This is a genomic window from Maribacter sp. HTCC2170 (assembly GCF_000153165.2).
Taxonomy (GTDB): Bacteria; Bacteroidota; Bacteroidia; order Flavobacteriales; family Flavobacteriaceae; genus Maribacter_A.
The window spans coordinates 2,702,559-2,727,291 of sequence record NC_014472.1 but is presented as its reverse complement, the minus strand read 5'-3'; the positions used below and the strand labels follow the sequence as shown (position 1 = coordinate 2,727,291).

At 37.1% G+C, this 24,733-nt stretch carries 25 protein-coding genes; 15 read left to right on the top strand and 10 right to left on the bottom strand.

The window, feature by feature from the left end:
* Positions 1-10: 10 nt before the first annotated feature.
* Complete coding sequence (locus tag FB2170_RS11865; RefSeq protein WP_013306799.1) at positions 11-1,117, bottom strand: M14 metallopeptidase family protein; 1,107 nt, start codon at positions 1,115-1,117, stop codon at positions 11-13.
* A gap of 293 nt (positions 1,118-1,410) precedes the next feature.
* On the opposite strand from FB2170_RS11865, the gene FB2170_RS11860 reads away from it, so the two are divergent.
* The 3 genes from FB2170_RS11860 to FB2170_RS11850 all read left to right on the top strand — a co-directional run bounded on the left by FB2170_RS11860 (position 1,411) and on the right by FB2170_RS11850 (position 3,054).
* A complete protein-coding gene (locus FB2170_RS11860; protein ID WP_013306798.1) occupies positions 1,411-1,788 on the top strand; it encodes a helix-turn-helix domain-containing protein in 378 nt (125 codons plus the stop codon).
* Positions 1,789-1,861: 73 nt separating this feature from the next.
* Entirely contained in the window at positions 1,862-2,239 is a 378-nt protein-coding gene (locus tag FB2170_RS11855) for a hypothetical protein (RefSeq protein ID WP_013306797.1), read from the top strand.
* Between the two features lie 2 nt (positions 2,240-2,241).
* Positions 2,242-3,054, top strand: a complete 813-nt coding sequence (locus tag FB2170_RS11850) for a TerC family protein (protein WP_013306796.1) — start codon at positions 2,242-2,244, stop codon at positions 3,052-3,054.
* A gap of 16 nt (positions 3,055-3,070) precedes the next feature.
* Here FB2170_RS11850 and FB2170_RS11845 read toward each other — a convergent pair whose 3' ends face one another.
* From FB2170_RS11845 to ychF, 6 genes are all read right to left on the bottom strand, one after another.
* Complete coding sequence (locus FB2170_RS11845) at positions 3,071-4,027, bottom strand: sterol desaturase family protein (protein WP_013306795.1); 957 nt, start codon at positions 4,025-4,027, stop codon at positions 3,071-3,073.
* Positions 4,028-4,090: 63 nt separating this feature from the next.
* The gene (mscL, locus tag FB2170_RS11840) at positions 4,091-4,522 is read right to left on the bottom strand and encodes a large-conductance mechanosensitive channel protein MscL (RefSeq protein ID WP_013306794.1); all 432 of its coding nucleotides are present in this window, start codon (positions 4,520-4,522) and stop codon (positions 4,091-4,093) included.
* A gap of 15 nt (positions 4,523-4,537) precedes the next feature.
* Positions 4,538-7,216: a DNA gyrase/topoisomerase IV subunit A gene (locus tag FB2170_RS11835; RefSeq protein WP_013306793.1), complete on the bottom strand. Its 2,679-nt coding sequence runs from the start codon at positions 7,214-7,216 to the stop codon at positions 4,538-4,540.
* Between the two features lie 25 nt (positions 7,217-7,241).
* Positions 7,242-9,101 (bottom strand): DNA topoisomerase IV subunit B, encoded by a 1,860-nt coding sequence (locus FB2170_RS11830; protein ID WP_013306792.1) that lies wholly within the window; start codon positions 9,099-9,101, stop codon positions 7,242-7,244.
* 198 nt (positions 9,102-9,299) lie between these two features.
* Positions 9,300-10,196, bottom strand: a complete 897-nt coding sequence (locus tag FB2170_RS11825) for a DMT family transporter (RefSeq protein WP_013306791.1) — start codon at positions 10,194-10,196, stop codon at positions 9,300-9,302.
* 109 nt (positions 10,197-10,305) lie between these two features.
* A complete protein-coding gene (gene ychF, locus FB2170_RS11820) occupies positions 10,306-11,400 on the bottom strand; it encodes a redox-regulated ATPase YchF (protein WP_013306790.1) in 1,095 nt (364 codons plus the stop codon).
* Between the two features lie 117 nt (positions 11,401-11,517).
* Here ychF and speB point away from each other — a divergent pair, with 117 nt between their 5' ends.
* Positions 11,518-12,312 carry an agmatinase gene (gene speB, locus FB2170_RS11815; RefSeq protein WP_013306789.1) on the top strand — a complete coding sequence of 265 codons (795 nt, stop codon included), beginning with the start codon at positions 11,518-11,520 and terminating at the stop codon, positions 12,310-12,312.
* Between the two features lie 6 nt (positions 12,313-12,318).
* Here speB and FB2170_RS11810 read toward each other — a convergent pair whose 3' ends face one another.
* On the bottom strand, positions 12,319-12,672 hold the full coding sequence (locus FB2170_RS11810) for a 4Fe-4S dicluster domain-containing protein (protein ID WP_013306788.1): 354 nt from the start codon (positions 12,670-12,672) through the stop codon (positions 12,319-12,321).
* A gap of 87 nt (positions 12,673-12,759) precedes the next feature.
* Here FB2170_RS11810 and FB2170_RS11805 point away from each other — a divergent pair, with 87 nt between their 5' ends.
* From FB2170_RS11805 to FB2170_RS11770, 8 genes are all read left to right on the top strand, one after another.
* Entirely contained in the window at positions 12,760-13,806 is a 1,047-nt protein-coding gene (locus FB2170_RS11805; RefSeq protein WP_013306787.1) for an acyl-CoA reductase, read from the top strand.
* A 75-nt stretch (positions 13,807-13,881) separates the two neighbouring features.
* On the top strand, positions 13,882-14,946 hold the full coding sequence (gene serC, locus FB2170_RS11800; RefSeq protein WP_013306786.1) for a 3-phosphoserine/phosphohydroxythreonine transaminase: 1,065 nt from the start codon (positions 13,882-13,884) through the stop codon (positions 14,944-14,946).
* Positions 14,947-14,962: 16 nt separating this feature from the next.
* Positions 14,963-15,913, top strand: a complete 951-nt coding sequence (locus FB2170_RS11795; protein WP_041633198.1) for a D-2-hydroxyacid dehydrogenase — start codon at positions 14,963-14,965, stop codon at positions 15,911-15,913.
* Positions 15,914-15,993: 80 nt separating this feature from the next.
* A complete protein-coding gene (locus FB2170_RS11790) occupies positions 15,994-16,626 on the top strand; it encodes a DUF937 domain-containing protein (RefSeq protein WP_013306784.1) in 633 nt (210 codons plus the stop codon).
* Between the two features lie 137 nt (positions 16,627-16,763).
* Positions 16,764-17,222 (top strand): DUF6146 family protein, encoded by a 459-nt coding sequence (locus tag FB2170_RS11785; protein WP_013306783.1) that lies wholly within the window; start codon positions 16,764-16,766, stop codon positions 17,220-17,222.
* Between the two features lie 32 nt (positions 17,223-17,254).
* The gene (locus FB2170_RS11780; RefSeq protein WP_013306782.1) at positions 17,255-17,557 is read left to right on the top strand and encodes a DUF6787 family protein; all 303 of its coding nucleotides are present in this window, start codon (positions 17,255-17,257) and stop codon (positions 17,555-17,557) included.
* Between the two features lie 52 nt (positions 17,558-17,609).
* The gene (locus tag FB2170_RS11775; protein ID WP_013306781.1) at positions 17,610-17,942 is read left to right on the top strand and encodes a hypothetical protein; all 333 of its coding nucleotides are present in this window, start codon (positions 17,610-17,612) and stop codon (positions 17,940-17,942) included.
* Positions 17,943-17,989: 47 nt separating this feature from the next.
* Positions 17,990-20,242 (top strand): TonB-dependent receptor, encoded by a 2,253-nt coding sequence (locus tag FB2170_RS11770; RefSeq protein ID WP_041632829.1) that lies wholly within the window; start codon positions 17,990-17,992, stop codon positions 20,240-20,242.
* Between the two features lie 28 nt (positions 20,243-20,270).
* On the opposite strand, the gene FB2170_RS11765 is transcribed toward FB2170_RS11770, so the two are convergent.
* Entirely contained in the window at positions 20,271-20,582 is a 312-nt protein-coding gene (locus FB2170_RS11765) for a hypothetical protein (protein WP_013306779.1), read from the bottom strand.
* A gap of 69 nt (positions 20,583-20,651) precedes the next feature.
* Entirely contained in the window at positions 20,652-21,251 is a 600-nt protein-coding gene (gene folE / locus FB2170_RS11760; protein WP_013306778.1) for a GTP cyclohydrolase I FolE, read from the bottom strand.
* A gap of 189 nt (positions 21,252-21,440) precedes the next feature.
* On the opposite strand from folE, the gene FB2170_RS11755 reads away from it, so the two are divergent.
* The 3 genes from FB2170_RS11755 to FB2170_RS11745 all read left to right on the top strand — a co-directional run bounded on the left by FB2170_RS11755 (position 21,441) and on the right by FB2170_RS11745 (position 24,465).
* Positions 21,441-22,148 (top strand): ABC transporter ATP-binding protein, encoded by a 708-nt coding sequence (locus FB2170_RS11755; RefSeq protein WP_013306777.1) that lies wholly within the window; start codon positions 21,441-21,443, stop codon positions 22,146-22,148.
* Positions 22,145-22,909 (top strand): TIGR02757 family protein, encoded by a 765-nt coding sequence (locus tag FB2170_RS11750; protein WP_013306776.1) that lies wholly within the window; start codon positions 22,145-22,147, stop codon positions 22,907-22,909. The genes FB2170_RS11755 and FB2170_RS11750 overlap by 4 nt, the downstream gene beginning before the upstream one ends.
* A 71-nt stretch (positions 22,910-22,980) precedes the next feature.
* A complete protein-coding gene (locus tag FB2170_RS11745) occupies positions 22,981-24,465 on the top strand; it encodes a S10 family peptidase (protein WP_013306775.1) in 1,485 nt (494 codons plus the stop codon).
* Positions 24,466-24,733: the final 268 nt, after the last annotated feature.

Below are 24,733 nucleotides of genomic sequence, written 5' to 3'. Positions count from 1 at the left end.
AAAAACGAATTTATAATACTTCCCAAAAAGACTGTTTTTTAATAAGCTCTAAATCTTCCATTTTTGAACAATCATACTTTTGATGACCATAAAAATCAAGTAAAGAACCTACTTTTTTTATTTCCGGTTTAAAACAAATATTATTACCCTCTAGAACTTCCTTGAAAAGTATTGCTACAATGTCATTTGCCCTATATTTTTCAGAATTGATTAAATGAGCATTCTGAATCAGAACATCATAGAAGAGCTTCGCGTTTTCCGGTATATCAAAATATTCCTTTTTGGCATAATCACCGATCTTATTACCTACAATAGTCCCCATTGCCACAACAAGGGCTTGAAAAATATACTCTCGTGTGTTTTCACGCATATAATCCTCAGGGTAATGACCGGCTTCAAATAAAACCGTAGGAACATCAAGCATTTGAAAAGTATCCCCGATGCAATTTTCGTTAAATGAATCGTCATATCTCCCTACTTGCCCTGGAATCATTTTTTGGAGCCTTTTGTTCATCGCTACTATCAAATGCATGCTTGTGGCCCTTGATTTGGAGATACCACGCTCTTTATTAAATGAGGGGGCTAAAAACGACACCGTGGCGGGTTTTGTAGTACCCATAACATTGAATATTGTTCTTTGGTCATGTAAGTTGAAACAATAATTAGGCTCAAAAGATTCAAAACATTCGCGAAGTACATTACTTTCTGGCTGACTCCTGATTCTTGCATCCCTATTAAGGTCCACCCCATTTGCATTTACTCTTGTATACGCCTTAGCACCATCTGGATTTAATATGGGTATAATCTTAATGGTACAATTTTTTAAAATGGAGTTGGACAATTCAACTCCCGAATCCATAAAATTGAAGAAATCAAATACAGCTTTCGTTGTCGTAGATTCATTCCCATGCATTTGGGACCACATGAGTATTTTTTTCGAACCCTTTCCGAAGGTAACCGATTCAATAGGAAGTCTATTTACTGATTGGCCAATATTCTCAACTACAAATTTTTCGGATAGTCCATCCAATATTGAAGAAATATGGCCGCGGGTTATATACCTTCCATGGAGTGCATTTTGCTTTATAAGGTGGTAATCTTTCTGAGGAAAATCCATTTTTGAAATTTTGTATCGATTACAAATGTAGCATCATTATAAATTACAAATGTGACTTATCAATTCACATTTGTATACAATAAATTGTGTTGATTCGTAGAGATTATAATACATTTGTAAACAAATAAATCTAAAATTTTAACAATTCAATTAATTAAAATTTAAAGTGCTTATTTTCAGTTATTTATGGCATCTTATATGAACATAAATATTATTAATACAAAGGGTTTTGACCAGTACAAAGCTCCATTTAAAGCAATATTTTTACTAGATTTGCACAAACTATTGTTACAGTGGTAAACACCGAGGATTTTATTAAAAGGTTAGAGAAAATACTTCGGTATTATGACTTATCGGCCTCTGTTTTCGCAGATAGGATAAGCGTGCAGCGATCAAGTATTTCCCACCTATTATCAGGAAGAAACAAACCTAGTTTAGAGTTTGTTTTAAAAGTGATAAAGAATTTTCCTGAAGTAAATTTGTATTGGTTATTGAACGGCAAAGGGTCATTTCCATCCGACCCAAACACAAAAGCAAATAACCTCACCCCTACCCAAAATATAATTCCTCAAAAAGAGGCACCACTTAAAACGGAACCGAAAAAGGAAAAGACAATTGAGAAAATCATCATTTTCTACGATGACGGAAGTTTCAAGTCGTATCATGAATAAGAATCTGAACCAAAGTGGTTGTTATTTTGAATTGTGTTATTTTTTGTGGCACTAAATTCTTTATTTTGTGTTCATGTTAAGAAGAATCATTTTTTTATTAGTTACGCTTTTTACTCTATACTCCTGTTATCTACCGGAAAGAAACTGCAAGGACTTCAAGGATGGGGAGTTCAGCTTCACATCTGTTTTAAATGACAAAGAGGTCACAACTACCTTCGTAAGAAAGGGTGACTTAGAGGTGGATTATTTTGAAGGCAAGATTGATAGCTCGTCAGTTAGATGGATAAATGACTGCGAATGTATCGTGAAAAAGCTTCACCCTAGAAACAAGGCGGAAGAAAAGTCAGTTCACATGAAAATATTGACTACAACAGATAATTCATATACATTTGAGTACAATATTGTAGGGGACAGCAATAAATCTAAAGGAATAGCTATAAAAACCAACTAACCATGTTCGAAATACTTTCAAGCCCTGATGCCTGGGTAGCACTACTTACGTTAACATTCTTAGAAATTGTATTAGGAATTGACAACATTATTTTCATTTCAATTGCCGCAGGCAAGTTAGATAAAGCTCAACGAAAAAAAGCTACGAACATAGGGCTTGTTTTAGCCATGGTAATGCGTATAGTGCTATTGTTTGGTATTTCGCTCCTTACCAGCATGAAAAAGCCGTTTTGGATTTTAGATAGCGACTGGATCTCCGGCGGAATCAGTGGACAGGGATTGATATTGTTTGGAGGCGGATTGTTTCTACTTTATAAAAGTACTTCTGAAATACATGAGAAAATTGAAGATAAAGGTCATGATGAGCGTGAAGTGAAAAGCCACCGTTCAGCTTCCTTGATGAACGCCATCCTTCAAATCACTGTGATTAATATCGTCTTTTCATTTGATTCAATTTTAACTGCTATCGGTATGACCAACGGTATCTCACCCAACCCCAATGACGCCTTATTATTAATGGTCATCGCAGTAGTGATTTCTGTTTTGATAATGATGCTTTTTGCTAACCCAGTTGGTGAATTTGTAAACAGACATCCATCTATTCAGGTTTTAGGGTTGTCCTTCTTGATTTTAATAGGATTTATGCTGATAGCCGAATCTGCACACCTATCACACCTTGTAGTGTTTGGCAATGAGGTGGGAACTATTCCAAAAGGGTATTTATATTTTTCAATAGCATTCTCCCTAATGGTAGAATTCTTCAACTTGAGAATGAAGAAAAACAAGGTTGTAGTACAGGAAATAGAAAAGGATTAACCTAATTATTCAAGAGTTAATTAGGCCTGTGATAAGCTACTTTCGGATTCTTTTGCTTATGCTCCCTAAATAAACGCTGCTGCTGCTTAACGGTTAAAGTACTGCCATCATGGCTCCAGCCCGGAGGACCAAAGACATACATAATCTTGTGCCAGATATTAGGGGACTTTTTCATATCATTCCAAATATCCTTAAACTCATGGGTAAGAATCACTAGTGGGTTATAGGATTCAGGGGCATGAATTACACCATACTTAACATCTATATCATCATCAAGTTCTTTCCAAGTGCCAAATATTTTATCAAAGATGTTCAAAAAACCACCATGGTTTTTGTCCAAATATTCGACATTCTGAGCATGATGCACCTGATGCATGGTATGGGTATTCATTATTTTCTCAACCCATCCCATTTTTGGAATATACACTGTATGCAACTGAAATTGCCATAATGCTTCTATCCCCAAACAAACAACAACCATCTCAGGGGCAAACCCTAAAGCTGGCATCCACATGTAAAACAATGGTTTGTAAAGAATGGTGAACCAACCATTTCTAACAGCTGTCCCTAAGTTATAATTATCCGAAGAATGGTGAACAATATGCGCGGCCCAAAGAATTCGAATTTCATGATTGGCCCTATGAAACCAATAATACGTAAAGTCGTCGGCCAGTTGACACAACAGCCATATATACCAAGCATACCCAAAGGACTTATAACCTAAAACATTAGATCTTACACCATCAACAACTGGATTGAACAATTCATAAGTGAATTCAAATATAACAATGGCGGAAATCACCTTGATCAAAGGCGCAATAATCGCTGAACCCACCCCCATAAATCCACTTGCAAACAGGTCTTTCCACTCATACAAATCCTCATCACCATGGGTTTTGCTATAAGCTAATTCCAATAAAATAAATGCTATAAAACAGGGTACACCGTATACCAGGGGGTTGGTAAAATCCATAAATTCTAAAATTAGCGCAAAGGTACGGTATAAAGTAGTACCCCTGCAAAACTATTAATGGTCTTATTCTTTTTTATCTCTTAAAATTTTGTTTTGTTCTTTCATGAGCTCCTCAAGGTTGGCCAGTAACTCAATATTCTTTGGAGTAGTTTCCTCGAGATTCTCTGGATCTTCAGCCTTTGTACGAAAACGGTTCATGAATTTAATGACTACAAAAACAGTAAATGATATTATTGCAAAATCAACTACAACCTCAATCAGTTCACCGTAACCAATAGCCGCCTCCTCAATATTATCCGAAGCCTCTCTCAATACGTACTTCTTATCAGAAAATCGAACTCCATCGGTCATTAATGACAGGGGTGGCATGATAACCTTCTTAACCAAAACATTAACAACCTTGTTAAAAGCGGTACCAATGATGATACCGATGGCCATATCGATCATATTACCTTTAATCGCAAAATCCTTGAATTCTTGTATGAAGTTCTTCATTGAAACTTTATCTCTTTAAAACAAAGCCGTTTGCCCCTCATCATCTATATCGGGATCCTCTGGTTTTTCAGAGCTTCCCTTCTTTGACTGCGCAGTCTCATTACTCACATCTTCCTCATCAACAACCTCGATTTCATTGGCTTCCTGTTCTTCTGGCTCCTCATAGGGCAAAGAGTCCATAGCATTGACGTTTTTAACTTTTTCCGAAGTCAACTGATTACCTAAAGCTTTTATTCCTTTAATCGATATAAAATCTTCTATATCAATACTTAAGTTTGGTTTGGCATCTTTACCTCTAGGCTTTGGAAACTCCAACTCAATAACCGGACGCCAATCAGTAGAAACCAACTCCAAATACGATTTTGGATGCTCCGAAATAAACAAATCTTCTCGATTTCCTTGTTCGATTAAAAACCGTTTCACATAAAAACGTTCTTTACCACCGTCCCAATAAATTGCAGATAACGGTTTATTTGGGTTCCATTTTTCAAGCACAATCATATCATCATCAAAACGCGAAGTCATTGTTGGCACAAGTGTTTTGGCAATTCCTTTTTGATTAATGACCAACAAAAGATCATCTCCCCGGAATTCACCCAACAACTCTCCACGACCATCTACATTCAATCTACGAACAACATCATCGAACCATATTTTTCGAGGTTTTAGTGTCGAAACCCCTTTTTCTTTAAGTTCAATCCTCTTTACTGTATATTTAGTGACGATATTCCCCTTTGAAGCTCTGCCCTTAATGAGTACGTCTGCAAAATCCACATCCCACTTCAGCTTCTTAATACTCCCCACCTGCCTAAGATTAACAGTGACCACCTCAGCTTCTCCATTAGGGTTTGCCGAAAAATAGTACACCACTGTCAATGGCTTTCCAGGAGTAAGGTCATACAGCCTGTCACGAGTAACACTTGTCACATTGAACCTTTTGATGTAAGTAGGGCCACCTTTACCATCCTTATAAATCATATTATAAGTGGTTCTCTTATCTTTTTTCTTAAAGACCGCAACATGAATAATGTTCTTACCAATAAAAGTTTTGGAATCAACCTTGGTAATCATGGCTTTACCATCCTTCGTAAAAACAATGATATCATCAATATCGCTACAATCGGTAACATATTCATCTCTACGCAATGAAGTGCCCACAAAGCCCTCTTCCCTATTCACATACAGTTTCGTGTTCCGAATAACCACTTTAGTAGCCTCAATATCGTCGAAAACACGAATCTCAGATTTACGCTCACGGCCTTTACCATATTTGGTCTTGAGGTTTTTAAAGTAATCTATCGCAAAGTCAATTAGGTTTGCCAAATGGTGTTTCACCTCAGCGATTTTCTCTTCCAAACTATCAAGATACTGCTGGGCCTTATCAATATCGAATTTGGAAATACGCTTGATACGAATTTCCGTCAAACGCACGATATCCTCTTCAGTGACAGCGCGTTTCAAATGTTTGGTATGAGGTTTTAGGCCTTTATCAATAGCAGAAATCACTCCCTCCCATGTCTCTTCTTCCTCTATATCCCTATAAATTCGATTTTCTATGAAAATACGTTCCAAAGAAGCAAAATGCCATTGCTCTTCCAACTCAGAAAGCTGAATCTCCAATTCCGCTTTCAACAATTCAACCGTTAAATCAGTTGATTGCTTAAGCATTTCAGATACCCCAATAAAAATCGGTTTATTGTCTTCAATAATACAGCTTAAGGGAGAAATGGACGACTCACATGAAGTAAAGGCATATAATGCATCAATGGTTTTATCTGGGGAAATGCCACTTGGCAAATGCACAAGTATCTCGACATCTGCAGCAGTATTATCCTCTATTTTTTTTATTTTTATCTTCCCTTTATCATTTGCTTTTAAAATGGAATCTATTAAAGAAGAGGTGTTGGTACCATACGGTATCTCATTAATAACCAACGTATTCTTATCTTTTTGAGACATTCTGGCGCGAACCCGGATCTTACCTCCTCGCAAACCGTCATTGTAATTGTTTACGTCAATTATTCCTGCAGTTGGGAAATCAGGATACAGCTTGAACCGCTGACCCTTGAGATGCTTAATTGAAGCATCAATCAATTCATTGAAGTTATGCGGCAATACTTTTGTCGAAAGCCCAACAGCAATACCCTCAGCACCTTGAGCCAAAAGTAAAGGGAACTTTACCGGGAGATTAACAGGCTCCTTTTTACGTCCGTCATACGATAGCTGCCATTCCGTTATTTTTGGGCTAAAAACCACATCTAAAGCAAATTTAGAAAGCCTTGCCTCTATATACCTGGAAGCTGCTGCCCTATCCCCAGTCAAAATATTACCCCAGTTACCCTGAGTATCAATCAACAGGTCTTTTTGACCAATTTGAACCATGGCATCTGCTATACTCGCATCACCATGAGGGTGATATTGCATGGTATGACCAACAACGTTAGCAACCTTATTGTAACGACCGTCATCCAATTCTTTTAACGAATGTAAAATCCTGCGTTGCACAGGTTTAAAACCATCTTCTATAGCTGGTACCGCACGTTCTAATATCACATAGGATGCATAGTCCAAAAACCAATCCTTGTACATACCAGTAACCTTGGTCAGGGCATCTTGGGAATCATCTATTCCCGAACCTTCTTCAATTGGTTGGTCTTCGTTAAGCTCTTGGTTCAGTTCTTCATTATCTTCCATAAAGAAAGAATCGTATTATCTTGATTTATAATTGGTTTTCTTCAACTAGGTCAATTTCTACTTTAAGGTTGTTGATAATGAATTCCTGACGATCTGGGGTATTTTTACCCATATAAAATTTTAGGAGATTCTCTATAGACATTGCCTTGTCTAACATCACGGGCTCTAATCTAATATCCTCTCCAATAAAATGTTGGAATTCATCTGGCGAAATTTCACCTAGACCTTTAAATCGTGTTATTTCTGGTTTTCCCGTTAACTTATCTAGGGCACCCTTTCGTTCATCATCACTGTAACAATAAATTGTTTCTTTTTTGTTACGGACCCTAAACAAAGGTGTTTGTAAAATATATAAGTGATTCTCTTTAATCAATTCAGGGAAAAATTGAAGAAAGAATGTGATCAACAATAATCTAATATGCATACCGTCAACATCGGCATCAGTTGCAATTACAATATTGTTGTAACGCAAATCCTCCATTGACTCTTCAATGTTCAAAGCAGCCTGTAAAAGATTGAATTCCTCATTCTCGTATACAATCTTTTTGGACATACCATAAGAATTCAAAGGCTTTCCCCTTAAACTGAAAACAGCTTGTGTATTTACATCACGGGATTTTGTGATTGAGCCAGAGGCTGAATCCCCCTCTGTAATAAAAAGAGTGCTTTCCAAACGACGGTCATTTTTCATATCACCTAAATGAACTCGACAATCACGTAGTTTTTTATTGTGCAGGCTTGCCTTTTTAGCTCGATCTCTGGCCAATTTACGAATACCGGAAAGCTCTTTACGTTCTTTCTCAGCCATCATGATCTTTCGCTGTAGCTTTTCAGAAGTATCAGGATTTTTATGCAAGTAATTATCTAAGTACCTACCAACAAAATCATTGATATAAGTTCGAACAGTTGGAAAATCACCTCCCATATCAGTTGACCCTAATTTGGTTTTGGTCTGACTTTCAAAGACGGGCTCCATCACTTTAATGGCAATTGCCGAGATAATCGATTTACGAATATCACTGGCATCATAATTCTTACCGTAGAAATCACGGATAGTCCTAACTAAGGCCTCGCGGAATGCCGCTTGATGTGTACCGCCTTGAGTAGTATGCTGCCCGTTAACGAAAGAATGGTATTCCTCGCTGTACTGAGTCTTACTATGGGTAATAGCAACTTCAATGTCCTCTCCCTTTAAGTGGATAATTGGATATAAAAGGTCCTCAGCATTGTTATTATCCTCAAGTAAATCTTTTAAACCGTTTTCAGAGTGGAACTTTTCACCATTGAAAACTATGGTCAATCCTGGATTTAAATAAACGTAGTTCTTGAGCATACGCTCAACATACTCATTCCTGTATTTATACTTTTTGAATATTGTTTCATCTGGCGTAAAAGATACTCTTGTACCTTTTCTCTTGGATGTCTCTACCGGACCTTCCTCCGACACTAAAACACCCTGTTCAAATTGAGCGGTCTTGATTTTATTTTCTCGAGAAGATTGAACCTCAAAGAAACTGGACAAAGCATTAACGGCCTTGGTTCCAACCCCATTTAACCCAACTGATTTTTTGAATGCACGACTATCATACTTCCCCCCGGTGTTCATCTTGGAAACTACATCTACCACCTTTCCCAAAGGAATACCACGACCATAGTCCCTTACCCTTACTATATTATCTTTTATTGATATTTCAATGGTTTTGCCCGCTCCCATAACAAACTCATCAATACAGTTGTCCAGGGTTTCTTTAAGAAGAATGTAAATACCATCGTCCGCAGAAGAACCATCACCCAGCTTACCAATATACATACCTGGACGCAAGCGAATATGCTCTTTCCAGTCGAGTGATCGAATATTATCTTCGGTATATTGGGACTGTGCCATAACGGGTCAGGGTTTATCCCTGCTAATATAAAATTTCAAAGCAAAAATCAAAGTACTTAGCTCGGAAAGTAATTAACAACGAAAGTACCATTTTTGTTGATATTATTAAATGGGACACGGACTAAATGTTTGCGATTTGAGCTTCTACAATAAAACCCGATCTCTGCAAGGTTCAGGTTCATAAACTGAAATATGTACTCAAGCTTTCTTCCTTGAAACCAATATAACTCCGCAGATTACCACCAGCATCCCAAAAAATTGTAGTTGCGAGATTTGTTCACCCAGAAAGAAAAATGCCAAAACAATAGTCGAAACAGGGCCTAAACTTCCAAATATTGAAAAGGTAGATGCGCCAAGGCGGTTTATGGCCGCAGAAACAAGGAAGGAAGGTATTAAGGTTGAAAAAATTGCCATCATGAACCCTAACAAATACACTTCATTTGGGTAATTGGCAAGATAAAATCCATTTACAAAAACATAATGTAGAACAACGCAAATAGTAGATACTATCATGGCGTATGCAGTAAATTGTACAGCTCCAAATTTAGGAATCAACCAACCACTGCCAACTAAATAGGAAGCGTAAGTAAAAGCGCTTAAGAAAATCAAGAAAGCTCCAAAAACTATGGAATCACCACTAATGCCAACCTCATTCCAAAACGTTATTAAAACTCCAATATATGTAACTGCGATGGCCAAGGCCTGCAATCTGGTTATTCTATTTTTAAAGATAATCCATGATAAAAGCACAACAATGGTCGGGTAGATAAAAAGGATTATACGCTCCAAACCTGCCTTTAAGTATTGTAAGCCCATAAAATCGAACAAACTGGCGAGATAATACCCTATAAACCCAAAAAACACAACCCACAGATAATCCCTTTTCCCAATCTCTTTAGGGTGTAAAGGTCTTTTCCAAAAAGCTATTACTAAATAAAACGGAAATGCAAAAATCATTCGAAATAGCAGCAAGCTCAAATGGTCTATGTTATACTCATATGCCATCTTAACCATTACGGCCTTTGCGGAAAACAAAACAACCCCAACAATGGCAAATAATACACCGCCGCCTGTGACCGATACTTTTTTAGTCATACGGCCAAACTAAAAGTTTTAGTTTACTCTAAAGTATGGGATTCCTTGGAATTACAATACCCAGTTGAAATCAAAAAAATGTTGAATGTTGAAAAATGTATAGTTACTGCTACACATTGAATCTAAAATGCATAACATCGCCATCACGAACGACATAATCCTTACCCTCGACCCTCATTTTTCCGGCTTCCTTCACTTTGGCTTCGCTACCATATTTTACATAATCATCATATGCTATCACCTCAGCACGAATGAACCCTTTCTCAAAGTCGGTATGAATTACACCTGCTGCTTGAGGGGCAGTGGCACCAACAGGAATTGTCCAAGCTCGGACTTCTTTTTCCCCAGCGGTGAAATATGTTTCTAAATCAAGTAATTTATAGGCCCCACGAATCAACTTGGCCGATCCAGGTTCTGATAAACCAAGATCCTCCAAAAACATTTGGCGTTCCTCGTAGGTTTCCAATTCGGTAATATCTGCTTCGGTTCCCACAGCGAGAACAACGACTTCAGCATTTTCATTGGCTACAGCCGATTTTACCTTTTCAACATATGCATTCCCTGAAACAGCAGCTTCTTCGTCAACATTGCACACATACATCACTGGTTTATCTGTTATAAACTGTAATGGTCTAACATAGTCTCTTTTATCATCATCAGAAAGTTCAATCGCCCTGACGGATACTCCAGATTCAAGACCTTCTTTTATCTTCAACAAAGCTACCTCTTCCTTTTGAGCTTCTTTATCCCCTGTTTTCGCGGCTCTTTTAACCTTGTCAAGTTTCTTGTCCACAGTTTCCAAATCTTTCAACTGCAGCTCCATATCAATGGTCTCCTTATCTCGAATGGGATTGACTGATCCGTCAACATGAACAATGTTGTCATTGTCAAAACAACGCAATACATGCAATATGGCATCAGTTTCACGAATATTACCTAGGAACTGATTTCCAAGACCTTCACCCTTACTTGCCCCTTTTACCAAACCAGCAATATCAACAATTTCGACCGTGGCGGGTAAAACTCTTTCTGGGTTCACAAGTGATTCAAGTTTCTCCAATCTTGAGTCAGGAACATTTACCACACCTATATTAGGTTCGATTGTACAGAATGGAAAATTCGCACTTTGCGCCTTCGCATTAGACAGACAATTGAAAAGTGTTGATTTACCAACATTAGGAAGACCTACGATACCAGCTTTCATTATAGACTATTTAAAAACGGTGCAAATATAGATCTTAACAGCATATAATTCTCGCTGTTCTGAAAACAAATAACTTATTACCTTTAATTCACAGTAAACCACATTAATTAAGGGTCTATGAAAAGTGATAAAATAGGATTACAGGGTATATTGTTTGATGCAAAATCATCTTTTATGCAAGGTCCTGCCTTGGCTCCTCCTTTGATCAGAAAAGCCTATAACAGTGATTCCGCAAATTATTTTACCGAATCAGGGTTGGAACTACGTCCTGAAAGCTTTAATGATAAGGGTGATTTCGCAATTGAGAAGTATTTTGAAATCGAAAGAATCACGCAGAAAAATTTAATCACAGACCAACCTTTGATTACCCTAGGTGGTGATCATTCAATTACATACCCTATTATAAAAGCCATGACCAACACATATGGTCCGGTAAGTATTCTACATATTGATGCCCATAGTGACCTATATCATGAATTTGAAGGTGATAAATACTCGCACGCCTGCCCTTTTGCCCGGATTATGGAAGACAAATTGGTCAATCGTTTGGTTCAGGTAGGTATTAGAACATTATCAAAACATCAAAAAGAGCAAGCGGATAAATATGGAGTTGAAATCATTCAAATGAAAGATTTTAATATAGGTGCCTTACCTAAATTTGATGCCCCCATATACATATCATTGGATATTGATGCCTTAGACCCTGCCTTCGCCCCTGGTGTATCTCACCATGAACCGGGTGGTTTAAGCACAAGGGATGTACTTCATATAATTCAAAATATTAATAGCCCAGTTATAGGAGCCGATATTGTAGAATACAACCCATCTCGAGATATAAATGGAATGACGGCCATGGTCTGCGCTAAGTTTCTAAAAGAAATAGCGGCCAAAATCGTTCAAAATAAAATCTGATTGTTTTTAATCCTCTGGATGCATGAATTTCTGCTTACCTAGAAGCTCCTCCTCTGTCTCTACTTGGTCATCATCAGGTACACAACAATCTACGGGACAAACTGCTGCACACTGTGGCTCATCATGAAATCCCTTACATTCGGTACATTTATCGGGCACAATGTAATAAAGCTCATCGCTAACAGGTTCTTGTGCATCTCCAGCATTGACCGATTTTCCATTTGGCAGAACCAAATCACCTTCCAAAGAAGTCCCATCGCTATATCGCCATTCGTCCGCACCCTCATAAATAGCGGTATTCGGACATTCAGGCTCGCAAGCTCCACAATTTATACACTCATCAGTTATTATAATTGCCATAATTTTCTTTTTCTTTTAAACTGAATTAGATTCAGCATGCTTATTTTTGCGCAAAGGTAAACGCAATTAGATTTCTGCACAAATATTATGGACAACCGGAAAGAAAGAATAAATGCAATTATTGAACTCGGAGAATTCTTTAGAGCATTTTGCGAAATCGATAAAAAAGAAGAAATGGATGAATGGTCCTCTAAATTAGAGGACGTCATTTCACTTGCAAATCATAAAAACGGATGGTTTACCAAAGAAAACATTGTTTATGCTCTTGATAATTGGGGAGTGCTGTTAACTAAGAAGAAACTGGAACAATGGTTATCCCGGTATAACCTAAAGAATAGCAAACCTAAGACCGTTGCCTTAATAATGGCAGGTAATATTCCTCTGGTAGGATTCCACGATTTTTTATCAGTGTTACTTTCAGGTAATAAGGTCCTTATAAAGTTATCTTCCAACGATGCCATATTACTTCCCTTTATCGCAGATTTTTTAAAGAAACAATCATCAGTGTTTGAAAATGCAATTGAATTCACAGAAGGAAAACTAGATCATTTTGATGCAGTAATTGCTACAGGTAGTGATAATACGGCTCGCTACTTTGAGCATTATTTTGGAAATAAGCCCAATGTAATTCGTAAAAATCGAAATTCTGTAGCGGTTCTAACGGGAAAAGAGTCCACTGAGGAATTAAATGCTTTAGGCGAGGATATTTTTAGGTATTACGGTTTAGGCTGTCGCAGTGTTTCAAAAGTATTTGTACCCAAAGGGTATGAATTTAAAAAATTCTTTGAGGCCATTTTTGATTTTAACCCCATAATAAATCAGGTCAAGTACGCAAACAATTACGATTACAACAAAGCTGTTTATTTGATGAGTGAGTTCAATATTTTGGAAAATGGATTTTTAATGCTCAAAGAAGACAAAAGTTATTCTTCGCCAATTGCAACACTCTTTTATGAAGAATACGACGAATTGAATAAGTTAAAACAACATCTATTAACAGATAAAAAGAAGATACAGTGTGTTGTTGGCAATGGTATTCTCGAAGATGAAATCAAATTCGGTAAAACTCAAAAGCCAAGTTTGACCGATTATGCAGATGGTGTCGACACTGTTGAATTCCTGTTAAAAACATAGCGTAATTATTACGTAAAACATACCAATAGTTCCCATTTTATTCATGACCTTTAAGGTCTTAAATTTGACAAGAAAATGAAGAGACATAATTTTAGTGCAGGTCCTTGTGTTCTACCACAAGAGGTATTGTTAAAAGCCTCTGAGGCCATAATGGATTTTAATGGCTCAGGCCTTTCACTTATTGAAGTTTCGCATAGAAGCAAAGATTTTGTTGAGGTAATGGAAAAGGCACGTTCACTTGCCCTAGAGCTTCTTGGGCTAGAAGGTAAAGGCTATAAGGCATTGTTCTTACAAGGAGGTGCCAGTCTTGAATTTTTGATGGTTGCCTACAACCTATTGGAAACAAAAGCCGGGTACTTAAATACTGGAACTTGGAGTGATAAAGCAATAAAAGAGGCTAGACTTTTTGGTGAGATCATTGAGGTCGGTTCTTCGAAGGATGAAAACTTCAATTATATTCCAAAAGGATACAATATCCCAAAAGACTTGGATTATTTACATCTAACATCCAACAACACCATTTTTGGGACTCAGCTAAAGAAGTTCCCTAAAATTGATGCTCCTTTGGTATGCGATATGAGTTCTGATATTTTTTCAAGACAGTTGGATTTTTCTCAGTTTGACTTAATATATGCGGGAGCGCAAAAAAATATGGGCCCTGCAGGAACTACTTTGGTTGTTATCAAAGAAGATATATTGGGCAAAGTATCAAGAAAAATTCCTGCAATGTTGGATTATAAGGTTCATCTAAACAAAGACAGCATGTTCAATACTCCATCTGTTTTTGCAATTTATACTTCTATGTTGACATTGGAATGGCTTAAGAACTTAGGTGGAATTTCTGCAATTGAAGAGGTTAATGAGAAAAAAGCGCAGCTCTTATATTCTGAGATAGAGTTGAACCCTGTTTTTAAAGGTTTTGCAAAAAAAGAGGATAGATCAAACATGAATGTCACTTTCAATTTATCAAATGATAGTTTAAAGGAAACCTTTGACAATATGTGGAAAGAAGCGGGTATAAATGGATTGAACGGACACCGTTCTGTTGGAGGTTATAGAGCTTCTATGTACAATGCCTTATCTCTGGAAAGTGTGGGTGTATTGGTAGACATAATGAGTGAAATGGAAAGAAAAGGCTAACCAACAAGTAAATAGTATGAAAATTTTAGCAAACGACGGTATCTCTCAAACTGGCATCAATGAACTTGAAGCAGCTGGTTTTGAAATTAGCACAACAACTGTTGCACAAGAACAATTAAAGGAATTCATCAATGAAAATCAAATTGCTGGTTTGTTGGTTCGCAGTGCAACCCAGGTTCGCAAAGATATCATAGACAATTGCCCTTCTCTCAAACTAATTGGGCGTGGTGGTGTTGGTATGGACAATATTGACGTGGCCTATGCAAAAGAAAAAGGGTTACATGTAATCAATACCCCAGCCGCTTCTTCTGAATCTGTGGCCGAACTGGTATTTGCCCATTTATTTGGCGGAGTACGTTTCTTATATGATGCCAATAGGAATATGCCTTTGGAGGGTGATAGCAAGTTCAAACAACTTAAAAAATCCTATGCCGGTGGTTCTGAGTTAAGAGGAAAAACTTTAGGAGTGATTGGCTTTGGGAGAATTGGTCAAGCAACGGCAAAAATAGCTTTGGGTATAGGAATGAAGGTAATATACTCCGATCCTTTTATTGAAAAGGCATCAATAGAACTACCCTTCTTCGATGGACAAAAAGTCTCTTTTGATTTTGTAAGTAAATCAAAATCAGAACTATTGCAAAACGCTGATTTCATTTCTCTTCATGTACCTGCGCAAAAAGAATATGTCATAGGCAAAGACGAATTCAGCATAATGAAAAATGGTGTAGGTCTTGTAAATGCAGCGCGTGGTGGGGTTATTGATGAAGTAGCTTTGGTCGATGCCCTTGAAGAAGGCAAAGTATCATTCGCTGGGTTAGATGTTTTTGAATCAGAACCTAAACCAGAAATTAAAATCCTTATGCATCCACAGATTTCTTTGACCCCTCATATAGGTGCAGCAACGGGTGAAGCACAAGATAGAATAGGTAGTGAACTGGCTTCGCAGATTATTTCTCTTTTGAAATAATATTTTGCATTTCGAGATTTTAATACTGGAACACTTTTTGTACATTACAAAACGTATTAACAAATTAACTATAACATAACATGTCTGGATTATTAGATTTACTAAACAGCCCTATGGGCAAACAATTAATTAGCGGTGTTGCTGGGCAAACAGGGCAGCCAGAAAACAAAACTGCGGACGTACTTAGCATGGCTATGCCTCTTTTATTGGGAGCTATGAAAAAGAACGTTTCTTCACCTCAAGGAGCAGAGGGCTTAATGAATGCACTTTCTTCAAAACACAGTGGTGGAATCCTTGATGATTTAGGTGGATTGTTCGGTGGCGGAGTTGATGACTCTGTAATGAGCGATGGCGCCGGAATATTGGGCCACGTTTTTGGAGGCAAACAACCCCAGGTAGAAAACGCTTTGAGTCAAAAATCAGGAATGGATGCAGGCTCTATTGCCAACATCCTAAAAATTGCAGCTCCTATAGTAATGGGCTTTTTAGGAAAACAAAAAGCGCAAAACAATGTTAGTGACGCAAGTGGTTTAAATAGTTTACTTGGAGGAATGCTAGGAGGTCAACCAAAGCAAAACCAAAGCCTTATTACCACTTTGTTAGATGCTGATGGTGACGGGAGCATTTTGGATGACGTTGCCGGTATGGTAATGAACAGTGGAGGTAAAAAAGGTGGTCTCGGAGGACTTTTAGGAGGCTTATTCGGAAAATAAATAATATTACCAAATGTAATTGTATGGCCGGTTGAGTTTTCAACCGGCTTTTTTTGTATCTTTCTACAAAAACTCCGTAAGGAGTTCATTATCAAACTGACTGATAGTGAGCATACTTACATAAAAAAGCTATTGAAATGAAAAAATTAATTCTTAAGACAGGCGGACTTTTATTCACAATTCTAATAATCGCCAGCAGTTGCGGTACCAGCAAAGAAGCCATTACGGTTTCTGAAGATGAGAAAATGGCCTTTAAACAACAAGAAGGTGATACGATTACCATTTCCAGTGATAAGACGGAATATGAAATCATAATTATTGAACCTGGTTTCAATGTTTGGTTGCAGACCATTGCCAGGCCAGAAGGTTATTACACACAATCTTACTTGGAAAACCGTAACCATCAATATGTAATTGAGTGGAATCAACGTGTTTTGCAACCACAGCGCTTTAATGCAAATTTGTACGAACTACGAATAGACTATTCCCCAACTATTGATTATGGATATGAAGTCAATTATAAACTCCATAATTATTTTATATATTTTCAACGTAAATACAACCAACGCTTAGGGCCTTTTGTCCCTCGGATTTAAAAAGTATATTTGCGCTTTAACAAAATCCCGAAATGGAGAAATTAAAGCAGCGTTGGGGCATTGAATCCAATTTTCAGATTATTATGATTTTTATCGTATTTGCGGTAACGGGTTCTGCTGCTGCAAAGTTAGCCGCACCGGTCACCGATTTGATCGGTCTTGATAGAGAAACGACAAATGCTTGGTTGTATTGGATAATCCGCATCCTACTTATCTTCCCAATTTATCAGGTTTTGTTAGTGGTTTTTGGGTGGCTTTTTGGTCAATTTAAATTTTTCTGGAATTTTGAGAAAAAGATGTTACGACGAATTGGATTAGGTTTTCTTCTCAAATAAATTACCCTTTTCTTAACAGAATTTAAACATAAATTATGGTTAAATTTGAGGAATGAAATTATTTCGACAAAAAGATTTCATAGCTATTCTATCAATACTATTGATCGTGTTTTTGTTTACACCAACAATAGTAAAACTGTCCCATGCCTTAAATGAACACAAACATTTTGTTTGTGAGGCTGTTGGTGAACTGCATTTACATGAAGTTGAACTGGATTGTGACTTTCAAGATTTTAATCTGTCACCTCAATTTAGCTCGTCTTTGACTGAGGCTCCCGATCCTCTGACTGTTCATAACCCTAAAGAAATTACTTCTCAATACACCTTTTTAAGTAAATATCAAAAACTTCATTTTGCCTTACGTGGCCCTCCTATTGCTTCATAGATTATTCCGCTTTAATTAATTTTTACATTAACATTAATCTTATTAGAATGAAGCAACTATTGTTATTCATAATGATTGCATTGCCATTGCATATGGGCTTTGCACAAAACAGTATTTCTGGTACCGTTACTAGTACCGAACAAAAAGAACCTTTAGAACAAGTAGCCCTATATTTTCCTGAGCTAGAAAAAGGAACTACCACTGATTCAGCTGGTTATTTTATATTCAGGTCTATTCCAAATGGAGATTTCGAATTAATTATCTCATCTATTGGGTTCGAAACGCAATCAATCCATGTAAATCTAAATAATCAAGAAGAAAAAACCCTGAACATAAGCATGTTGCCAAGTGCAATAGAAATGGAAGAGGTAATCGTATCTACCCCTTTTCACAAATTACAGAGTGAAAACGTAATGAAAGTTGAACGCGCGAACCTTAAAGAGCTTAAATCCAATGGTGCCATAACCTTATCAGATGGAATAACCAAAATAGCTGGAGTAGAAACTATTTCGACAGGTGTAGGTATAGGTAAACCGGTAATTAGGGGTTTAAGTGCCAATAGAGTATTGGTATACTCTCAAGGAATAAGAATGGAAAACCAACAATACGGTGATGAACATGGTTTAGGTTTAAATGAAGCCGGTATTGATAATGTGGAAGTTATTAAGGGGCCCGCTTCCCTACTCTATGGTTCAGATGCCATGGGTGGTGTACTTTATTTTAATCCTGAAAAATTCGCATTGCCTAATGAAACAAAAGGTGATGTGAACATGAACTATTATACAAATACCGAAGGTGTTGGTATTAATGCAGGACTTGCGACCTCTTCCGAGCATTTTAAGTTTTTAGTACGTGGTGGTCATACCTCACATGTTGATTATAAAACAGGAGATGGTTCAAGATTGACAAATTCAAGGTTTAGAGAAAATGACCTGAAAACGGGTGTTGGTTATCAGACAACCAACGTTACTTCTGAATTAAGGTATAATCTTAATTATTCCAAATTAGGTATTCCTGAAGAAATGGGTACTCAAACAAAAACCAGAACGCTGGCAATGCCATTTCAGGAAATAAGTAATCATATGTTAAGTTCCAAGAGTAAATTCTTTTTGGAAAACTCTTTGATTGAAACCACAATAGGGTACACTTTCAATAAGCGAAAAGAATTTGAAGAACACCATCATGAGGAAGAAGAGGAAGAAGAGGAAGAAGGGCATGAAGAGGAAGGACCTGCCCTTCATATGAACCTTTCAACATTGAGTTATAGTATACAATACCATTTACCTAAATGGGATAATTTAGAAACTATAGTTGGTATCCAAGGAATGAATCAGAAAAATGAGAACTTCGGGGAAGAAATGCTTATTCCTGATGCCAGCACCAATGATATTGGCGTATTACTTACCTCGCATATTCATTTTAAAGATGAAAGCGGACTACAATTAGGTTTAAGGTATGATCGTAGAAATCTAGACACAGAAGCAACTGGTGATGGGGCTTTTGAAAACTTGAACCTTGATTTCAACAGCTTCAATGCTGCAATTGGATACAAATTCAATGTACTGGAACATGTTATTTCTCGGGTAAATTTCGCCACAGGATTTAGAGCTCCAAACTTAGCGGAATTAACCTCAAATGGTACTCATGAAGGAACCAATAGATACGAATTGGGTAACAGCGATTTAACCCATGAAAAAAATATCCAAACGGATATATCATTAGAATACAGCAATGAGCATGTCGAGTTTTTCATCAACGGCTTCTATAATTCTATCAACGATTATATTTTTATTCAACCAAACGGGACAGTTCTGGAAGAAGAAGATGTATTTGAATATACTCAGGAAAATGCTGAATTATATGGCGGTGAAATGGGTTTTCATATTCATCCACACCCTCTAGACTGGTTACATTATGAAAGTAGTTTCGAAATGGTTGTGGGAAAAAAGAAAACAGGTGATAATTTACCTTTGATTCCTGCGAACAGTTTATCAAATACATTGAGGTTTGAATCAAATTCAAGCACAACCAGAGTAAAGAATAAATATGCTTTTATCACATTGAAATCTGTATTTGACCAGAACAAGACAGGTGAATTTGAATCAGCGACTGATGGGTATAGCCTATTGAATATTGGTTTTGGAGGTAACTTTTCAATTAACAAAACCTTGTGTGAAGTACGCCTAAGTGGTAACAATATTCTTGATAAAAGTTATGTGTCTCATTTATCTAGATTAAAGGTAGATGGAATAAATAACATTGGAAGGAATATATCTTTGGGAGTTACAGTAAATCTGTAATAGACATTTTAAATTGTATTGGGGTCGATCAATCCGTATCGACCTCAATAATTCTCCCTTTTTTCTTTTTTCCTTTTAATACATACGTATATATCCACATAATTGTAAAGGTGGGAACAACATCTAAACCAGGTATAATTTCTTCAATAAAAGTGAATACCCCAGCTGCCTGACCTACTTTTCCTTTATACAGTTGTGTCATTAGCCAACCCGCTAAAGGCGCCCATATAACATCGGCAAAGTCACCAATAAGGGGTACAACGAATGAAAGCATTCCAATACCGTCGAACAATAACCCCAATAAAAGGGTTTGGTACTTCTTATCTTTGTTTTTTGACATATTTAAATTTATGAATTCAACTTAAGCACTACAACAAAGATGCCAGTTTAGTGGTAAAAACAAAGCTTCTTAGGACAGACTGGAACTTATCAATTTCAAAAATTCATTTCTTGTTTCCTCCTTTTCAAAATTACCCCTAAATCCCGAAGTTGTAGTTACAGAATTCTGTTTCTGAACTCCTCGCATCATCATACACATATGCGCAGCTTCAATAACAACTGCAACACCTTGTGGTTTTAAGGTATCATTTATACAATCCAATATCTGCTCAGTCAATCGTTCTTGTACCTGTAACCTTCGAGCAAAAACATCAACAATTCTGGGTAATTTGCTTAATCCAACAATCTGCCCGTTAGGAATGTAAGCTATATGCGCTTTTCCAAAAAAGGGAAGCATGTGGTGCTCACAAAGCGAATACAGCTCAATATCCTTTACAATGACCATTTCATTGTAAGATTCTTGAAACATCGCACTTTTCAAAATTTCGGCAGCGTCTTGTTGATAACCTTGGGTAAGGAAAAGCATTGCTTTTGCAGCACGTTCAGGAGTTTTCACCAAACCTTCACGTGAAACATCTTCCCCTATTTCTTCAATAATTTTTGAATACCTGTCTTTAACATCGTTTGTTATTTCCAAATTGTATTCCTCTAAACTTTTATATGATTTCATTTAGTTTCTTGTTTTCTGATGTATTTTTTCGACTCTAAAGTAAGTCTACAATCGTTTAAGAAAATTACATCTTCACAATTTAAGGTTTAAATAAGTAAAACAAATCTACAATCCATTCTTGATAAACACAATGTTGTTTTGGTATGTCTTTAGTAATGACTAATTTTCATGCTGCTAAAAAAGGTTTAAATGATCCAAGCAACCAATATCCAGAAATTTTACGGTGAATTACAGGTTCTTAAGGGAGTTGATATTCATGTGAAAAAGGGGGAAGTAGTTTCTATTGTAGGAGCCTCCGGAGCTGGAAAAACAACACTTTTACAGATTCTTGGAACTTTGGATGTTCAAAGTAACAAGGTCGACAGCAGATTGCTTATCAATGATATTGAAGTAACGGACCTCTCCGATAAAGACCTTGCAAAATTCAGAAATGAACATATAGGTTTTATTTTCCAGTTTCATCAACTTCTTCCTGAATTCACAGCTCTGGAAAACGTTTGTATTCCTGCCTTTATAAAAAAAACACCTAAAAACGAAGTTGAGAAAAAAGCAAAGGAGTTACTGGAATTTTTAGGTCTTACCCATCGTATTCACCATAAGCCGAGCGAGCTCTCGGGAGGAGAACAACAAAGGGTGGCCGTTGCGCGCTCATTAATCAATAATCCCTCGATTATTTTTGCAGATGAACCAAGTGGTAATTTGGATTCTGAAAGTGCTGATAATCTTCATAAGCTCTTTTTTGAATTGCGGGATAAATTTGGGCAAACATTTGTGATTGTTACGCACAACAGACAATTAGCAGATCTTGCAGATAGGAAGCTTACAATGGTCGATGGTCTAATTACAGATTCTGAAGGTATAGAATGGGAAGATTATACGAGTAGGCCATTACTATGAATCAAGCAGAACTCAAGGAGTTTTTAGATGCGAAGGTAATCCAATACAACAGACCCCAGTTTTTAGAAAGCGACCCAATTCAGATTCCACATAGATTTACCAAGAAAGAGGATATTGAAATAAGCGCATTTTTAACCGCAACCATAGCTTGGGGCAATAGAAAAAGTATTATCAAGAATGCCAATAAAATGATGCAATTATTGGATTTCTCTCCTTATGACTTTGTTAAGAACCACACTGACAATGACTTAGGTGTTTTTGACGGATTCGTTCATAGGACATTCAATAGTGAAGATCTCTCCTATTTTATCAAATCATTACAAAACATTTATTCTTACCATAATGGGCTCGAGGCCGTTTTTTCAAAAAATGCCCAGCCAAATTCGGTACAGGGTTCAATTTCAGAATATAAAAAAGTATTTTTTGAAATACCTCATCCGCAAAGAACAACAAAACATATCTCTGATCCATTGAAGGGATCCGCGGCAAAGCGGATTAATATGTTTTTACGTTGGATGGTTAGAAACAATTCAACTGGAGTTGACTTTGGCCTATGGAAGACGATTTCACCCTCTCAATTGTCCTGCCCTTTAGATGTACATTCGGGAAATGTCGCACGCAAACTCAAACTCTTAAAAAGAAAACAAAACGACGCCAAAGCTTTGGCGGAACTAGATGCCTCGTTACGTCAACTTGACCCTCAAGACCCCGTAAAATATGACTTTGCCCTATTTGGCCTTGGTGTTTTTGAGAAGTTTTAATTTCAGGAGGTAAAATTTTTCAGCATCAATCAAATTCGCTACATTTAATCTTCTACAAAATCAACCTGAAAATGAAAAAAGCACTACTTACTTTATGCCTTCTTATAGGCTTTTTAATCTCAACGGCACAAGAACGTAAATTACCGATAGACACGGTTATAACAACGCAGCACAATGTAACTATTAATGGAACATCTGTAAATTATACTGCCAAAACAGGCACACAACCAGTCTGGGACGATGAAGGAAAACCGATTGCATCATTACATTATACCTATTACACTAGAAACAACGTCAAAGATCGCGCTTCAAGACCTTTATTGATTTCTTTTAACGGAGGCCCAGGTTCTGGTTCAGTTTGGATGCATTTGGCTTATACTGGCCCTAGAATTTTGAAGATTGATGATGAAGGGTACCCTGTACAACCTTATGGGGTTAAACACAATCCGTATTCTGTATTGGATGTGACAGATATTGTTTATGTAAACCCGGCGAATACAGGCTATTCACGTACTATACCGGCAACAGGGAAAGATGTTGACCGGGACAAATTCTTTGGGATTAATGCAGATATCAAATATTTGGCAGAATGGCTGAACACTTTTGTTACTAGAAACAATAGATGGCGCTCACCTAAATATATTATTGGGGAAAGCTATGGAGGCACTAGGGTAATGGGGCTTTCTTTGGCATTACAGAATCAACAATGGATGTATTTGAATGGAGTAATTATGGTTTCTCCTGCCGATTATAAAGTCATTAGAACGGGTGGGCCAGTTTCCGACGCAATGAATTTACCTTATTACACGGCCGCTGCTTGGCATCATAAGGCATTACCGACTGCGCTTCAAAACAAGGATTTACTGGAAATTCTACCTGAAGCAGAGGACTATACCATAAATACATTGATCCCTGCCATTGCAAAAGGTGGTTTCATTGGTGAAACAGAGAAAAATTCCGTTGCCAAAAAAATGGCTCATTATTCAGGGCTTTCAGAAAAAGAAATACTTGATCATAATCTTGTGGTACCCACAGGGTATTTCTGGAAGAACCTGTTAAAAGATAAAGGATTCAATATAGGAAGACTTGATTCCAGATATTTGGGTATTGATCGGCAGCAGTTTGGTTCAAGGCCAGATTATAGTGCCGAACTTACCTCTTGGCTACATAGTTTTACACCAGCCATAAATTATTATTTGCAAGAAGAATTGAAATTCAAGACTGATATCAAATACAATATGTTCGGTCCTGTTCGTCCATGGAACAATGAAAATGACGATACTCGCGATAATCTGCGACAAGCCATGGCGCAAAATCCATATTTGAATGTTTTGGTTCAATCCGGTTATTATGATGGCGCCACTACATATTTTAATGCAAAATATACCATGTGGCAAGTTGACCCTAGTGGAAAAATGAAAGATCGTTTTGACTTTAAAGGATATCGAAGTGGGCATATGATGTACTTGCGTCGCGAGGATCTTAAAAATGCCAACAATGATATTCGGGAGTTTATCAAAAGAACTACATCGGGTGGCAAAAGTGCCAAATATTAACTTATAATAGAATTGTAGATTAGAATTAAGGCTTATACACAGATTCTAGCAACAGAATAGGTACCGGCCTATAAAAAAGCAGAAGACATTTTTTTTGTCTCTTCTGCTTTTTTTATTCAATAAACCCGGCTGTAACACAAATACACCGTTCGCAGGATAACCCCTTTTATTCCTGAAGTATCATGCAACTTTTGGACCATTTTTTTAACTAAAAAACACCTGTAAAAGTGCAATTTCGATGACAAGTTTTCGTTATAGAGGATATTAA

Excerpts from the sequence above, each read along its gene's own strand:
- FB2170_RS11865 (WP_013306799.1), bottom strand. The coding sequence starts at position 1,117 with ATGGATTTTCCTCAGAAAGATTACCACCTTATAAAGCAAAATGCACTC.
- FB2170_RS11855 (WP_013306797.1), top strand. The coding sequence starts at position 1,862 with ATGTTAAGAAGAATCATTTTTTTATTAGTTACGCTTTTTACTCTATAC.
- FB2170_RS11850 (WP_013306796.1), top strand. The coding sequence starts at position 2,242 with ATGTTCGAAATACTTTCAAGCCCTGATGCCTGGGTAGCACTACTTACG.
- FB2170_RS11845 (WP_013306795.1), bottom strand. The coding sequence starts at position 4,027 with ATGGATTTTACCAACCCCCTGGTATACGGTGTACCCTGTTTTATAGCA.
- mscL (WP_013306794.1), bottom strand. The coding sequence starts at position 4,522 with ATGAAGAACTTCATACAAGAATTCAAGGATTTTGCGATTAAAGGTAAT.
- FB2170_RS11835 (WP_013306793.1), bottom strand. The coding sequence starts at position 7,216 with ATGGAAGATAATGAAGAACTGAACCAAGAGCTTAACGAAGACCAACCA.
- FB2170_RS11830 (WP_013306792.1), bottom strand. The coding sequence starts at position 9,101 with ATGGCACAGTCCCAATATACCGAAGATAATATTCGATCACTCGACTGG.
- FB2170_RS11825 (WP_013306791.1), bottom strand. The coding sequence starts at position 10,196 with ATGACTAAAAAAGTATCGGTCACAGGCGGCGGTGTATTATTTGCCATT.
- ychF (WP_013306790.1), bottom strand. The coding sequence starts at position 11,400 with ATGAAAGCTGGTATCGTAGGTCTTCCTAATGTTGGTAAATCAACACTT.
- speB (WP_013306789.1), top strand. The coding sequence starts at position 11,518 with ATGAAAAGTGATAAAATAGGATTACAGGGTATATTGTTTGATGCAAAA.
- FB2170_RS11810 (WP_013306788.1), bottom strand. The coding sequence starts at position 12,672 with ATGGCAATTATAATAACTGATGAGTGTATAAATTGTGGAGCTTGCGAG.
- FB2170_RS11805 (WP_013306787.1), top strand. The coding sequence starts at position 12,760 with ATGGACAACCGGAAAGAAAGAATAAATGCAATTATTGAACTCGGAGAA.
- serC (WP_013306786.1), top strand. The coding sequence starts at position 13,882 with ATGAAGAGACATAATTTTAGTGCAGGTCCTTGTGTTCTACCACAAGAG.
- FB2170_RS11795 (WP_041633198.1), top strand. The coding sequence starts at position 14,963 with ATGAAAATTTTAGCAAACGACGGTATCTCTCAAACTGGCATCAATGAA.
- FB2170_RS11790 (WP_013306784.1), top strand. The coding sequence starts at position 15,994 with ATGTCTGGATTATTAGATTTACTAAACAGCCCTATGGGCAAACAATTA.
- FB2170_RS11785 (WP_013306783.1), top strand. The coding sequence starts at position 16,764 with ATGAAAAAATTAATTCTTAAGACAGGCGGACTTTTATTCACAATTCTA.
- FB2170_RS11780 (WP_013306782.1), top strand. The coding sequence starts at position 17,255 with ATGGAGAAATTAAAGCAGCGTTGGGGCATTGAATCCAATTTTCAGATT.
- FB2170_RS11775 (WP_013306781.1), top strand. The coding sequence starts at position 17,610 with ATGAAATTATTTCGACAAAAAGATTTCATAGCTATTCTATCAATACTA.
- FB2170_RS11770 (WP_041632829.1), top strand. The coding sequence starts at position 17,990 with ATGAAGCAACTATTGTTATTCATAATGATTGCATTGCCATTGCATATG.
- FB2170_RS11765 (WP_013306779.1), bottom strand. The coding sequence starts at position 20,582 with ATGTCAAAAAACAAAGATAAGAAGTACCAAACCCTTTTATTGGGGTTA.
- folE (WP_013306778.1), bottom strand. The coding sequence starts at position 21,251 with ATGAAATCATATAAAAGTTTAGAGGAATACAATTTGGAAATAACAAAC.
- FB2170_RS11755 (WP_013306777.1), top strand. The coding sequence starts at position 21,441 with ATGATCCAAGCAACCAATATCCAGAAATTTTACGGTGAATTACAGGTT.
- FB2170_RS11750 (WP_013306776.1), top strand. The coding sequence starts at position 22,145 with ATGAATCAAGCAGAACTCAAGGAGTTTTTAGATGCGAAGGTAATCCAA.
- FB2170_RS11745 (WP_013306775.1), top strand. The coding sequence starts at position 22,981 with ATGAAAAAAGCACTACTTACTTTATGCCTTCTTATAGGCTTTTTAATC.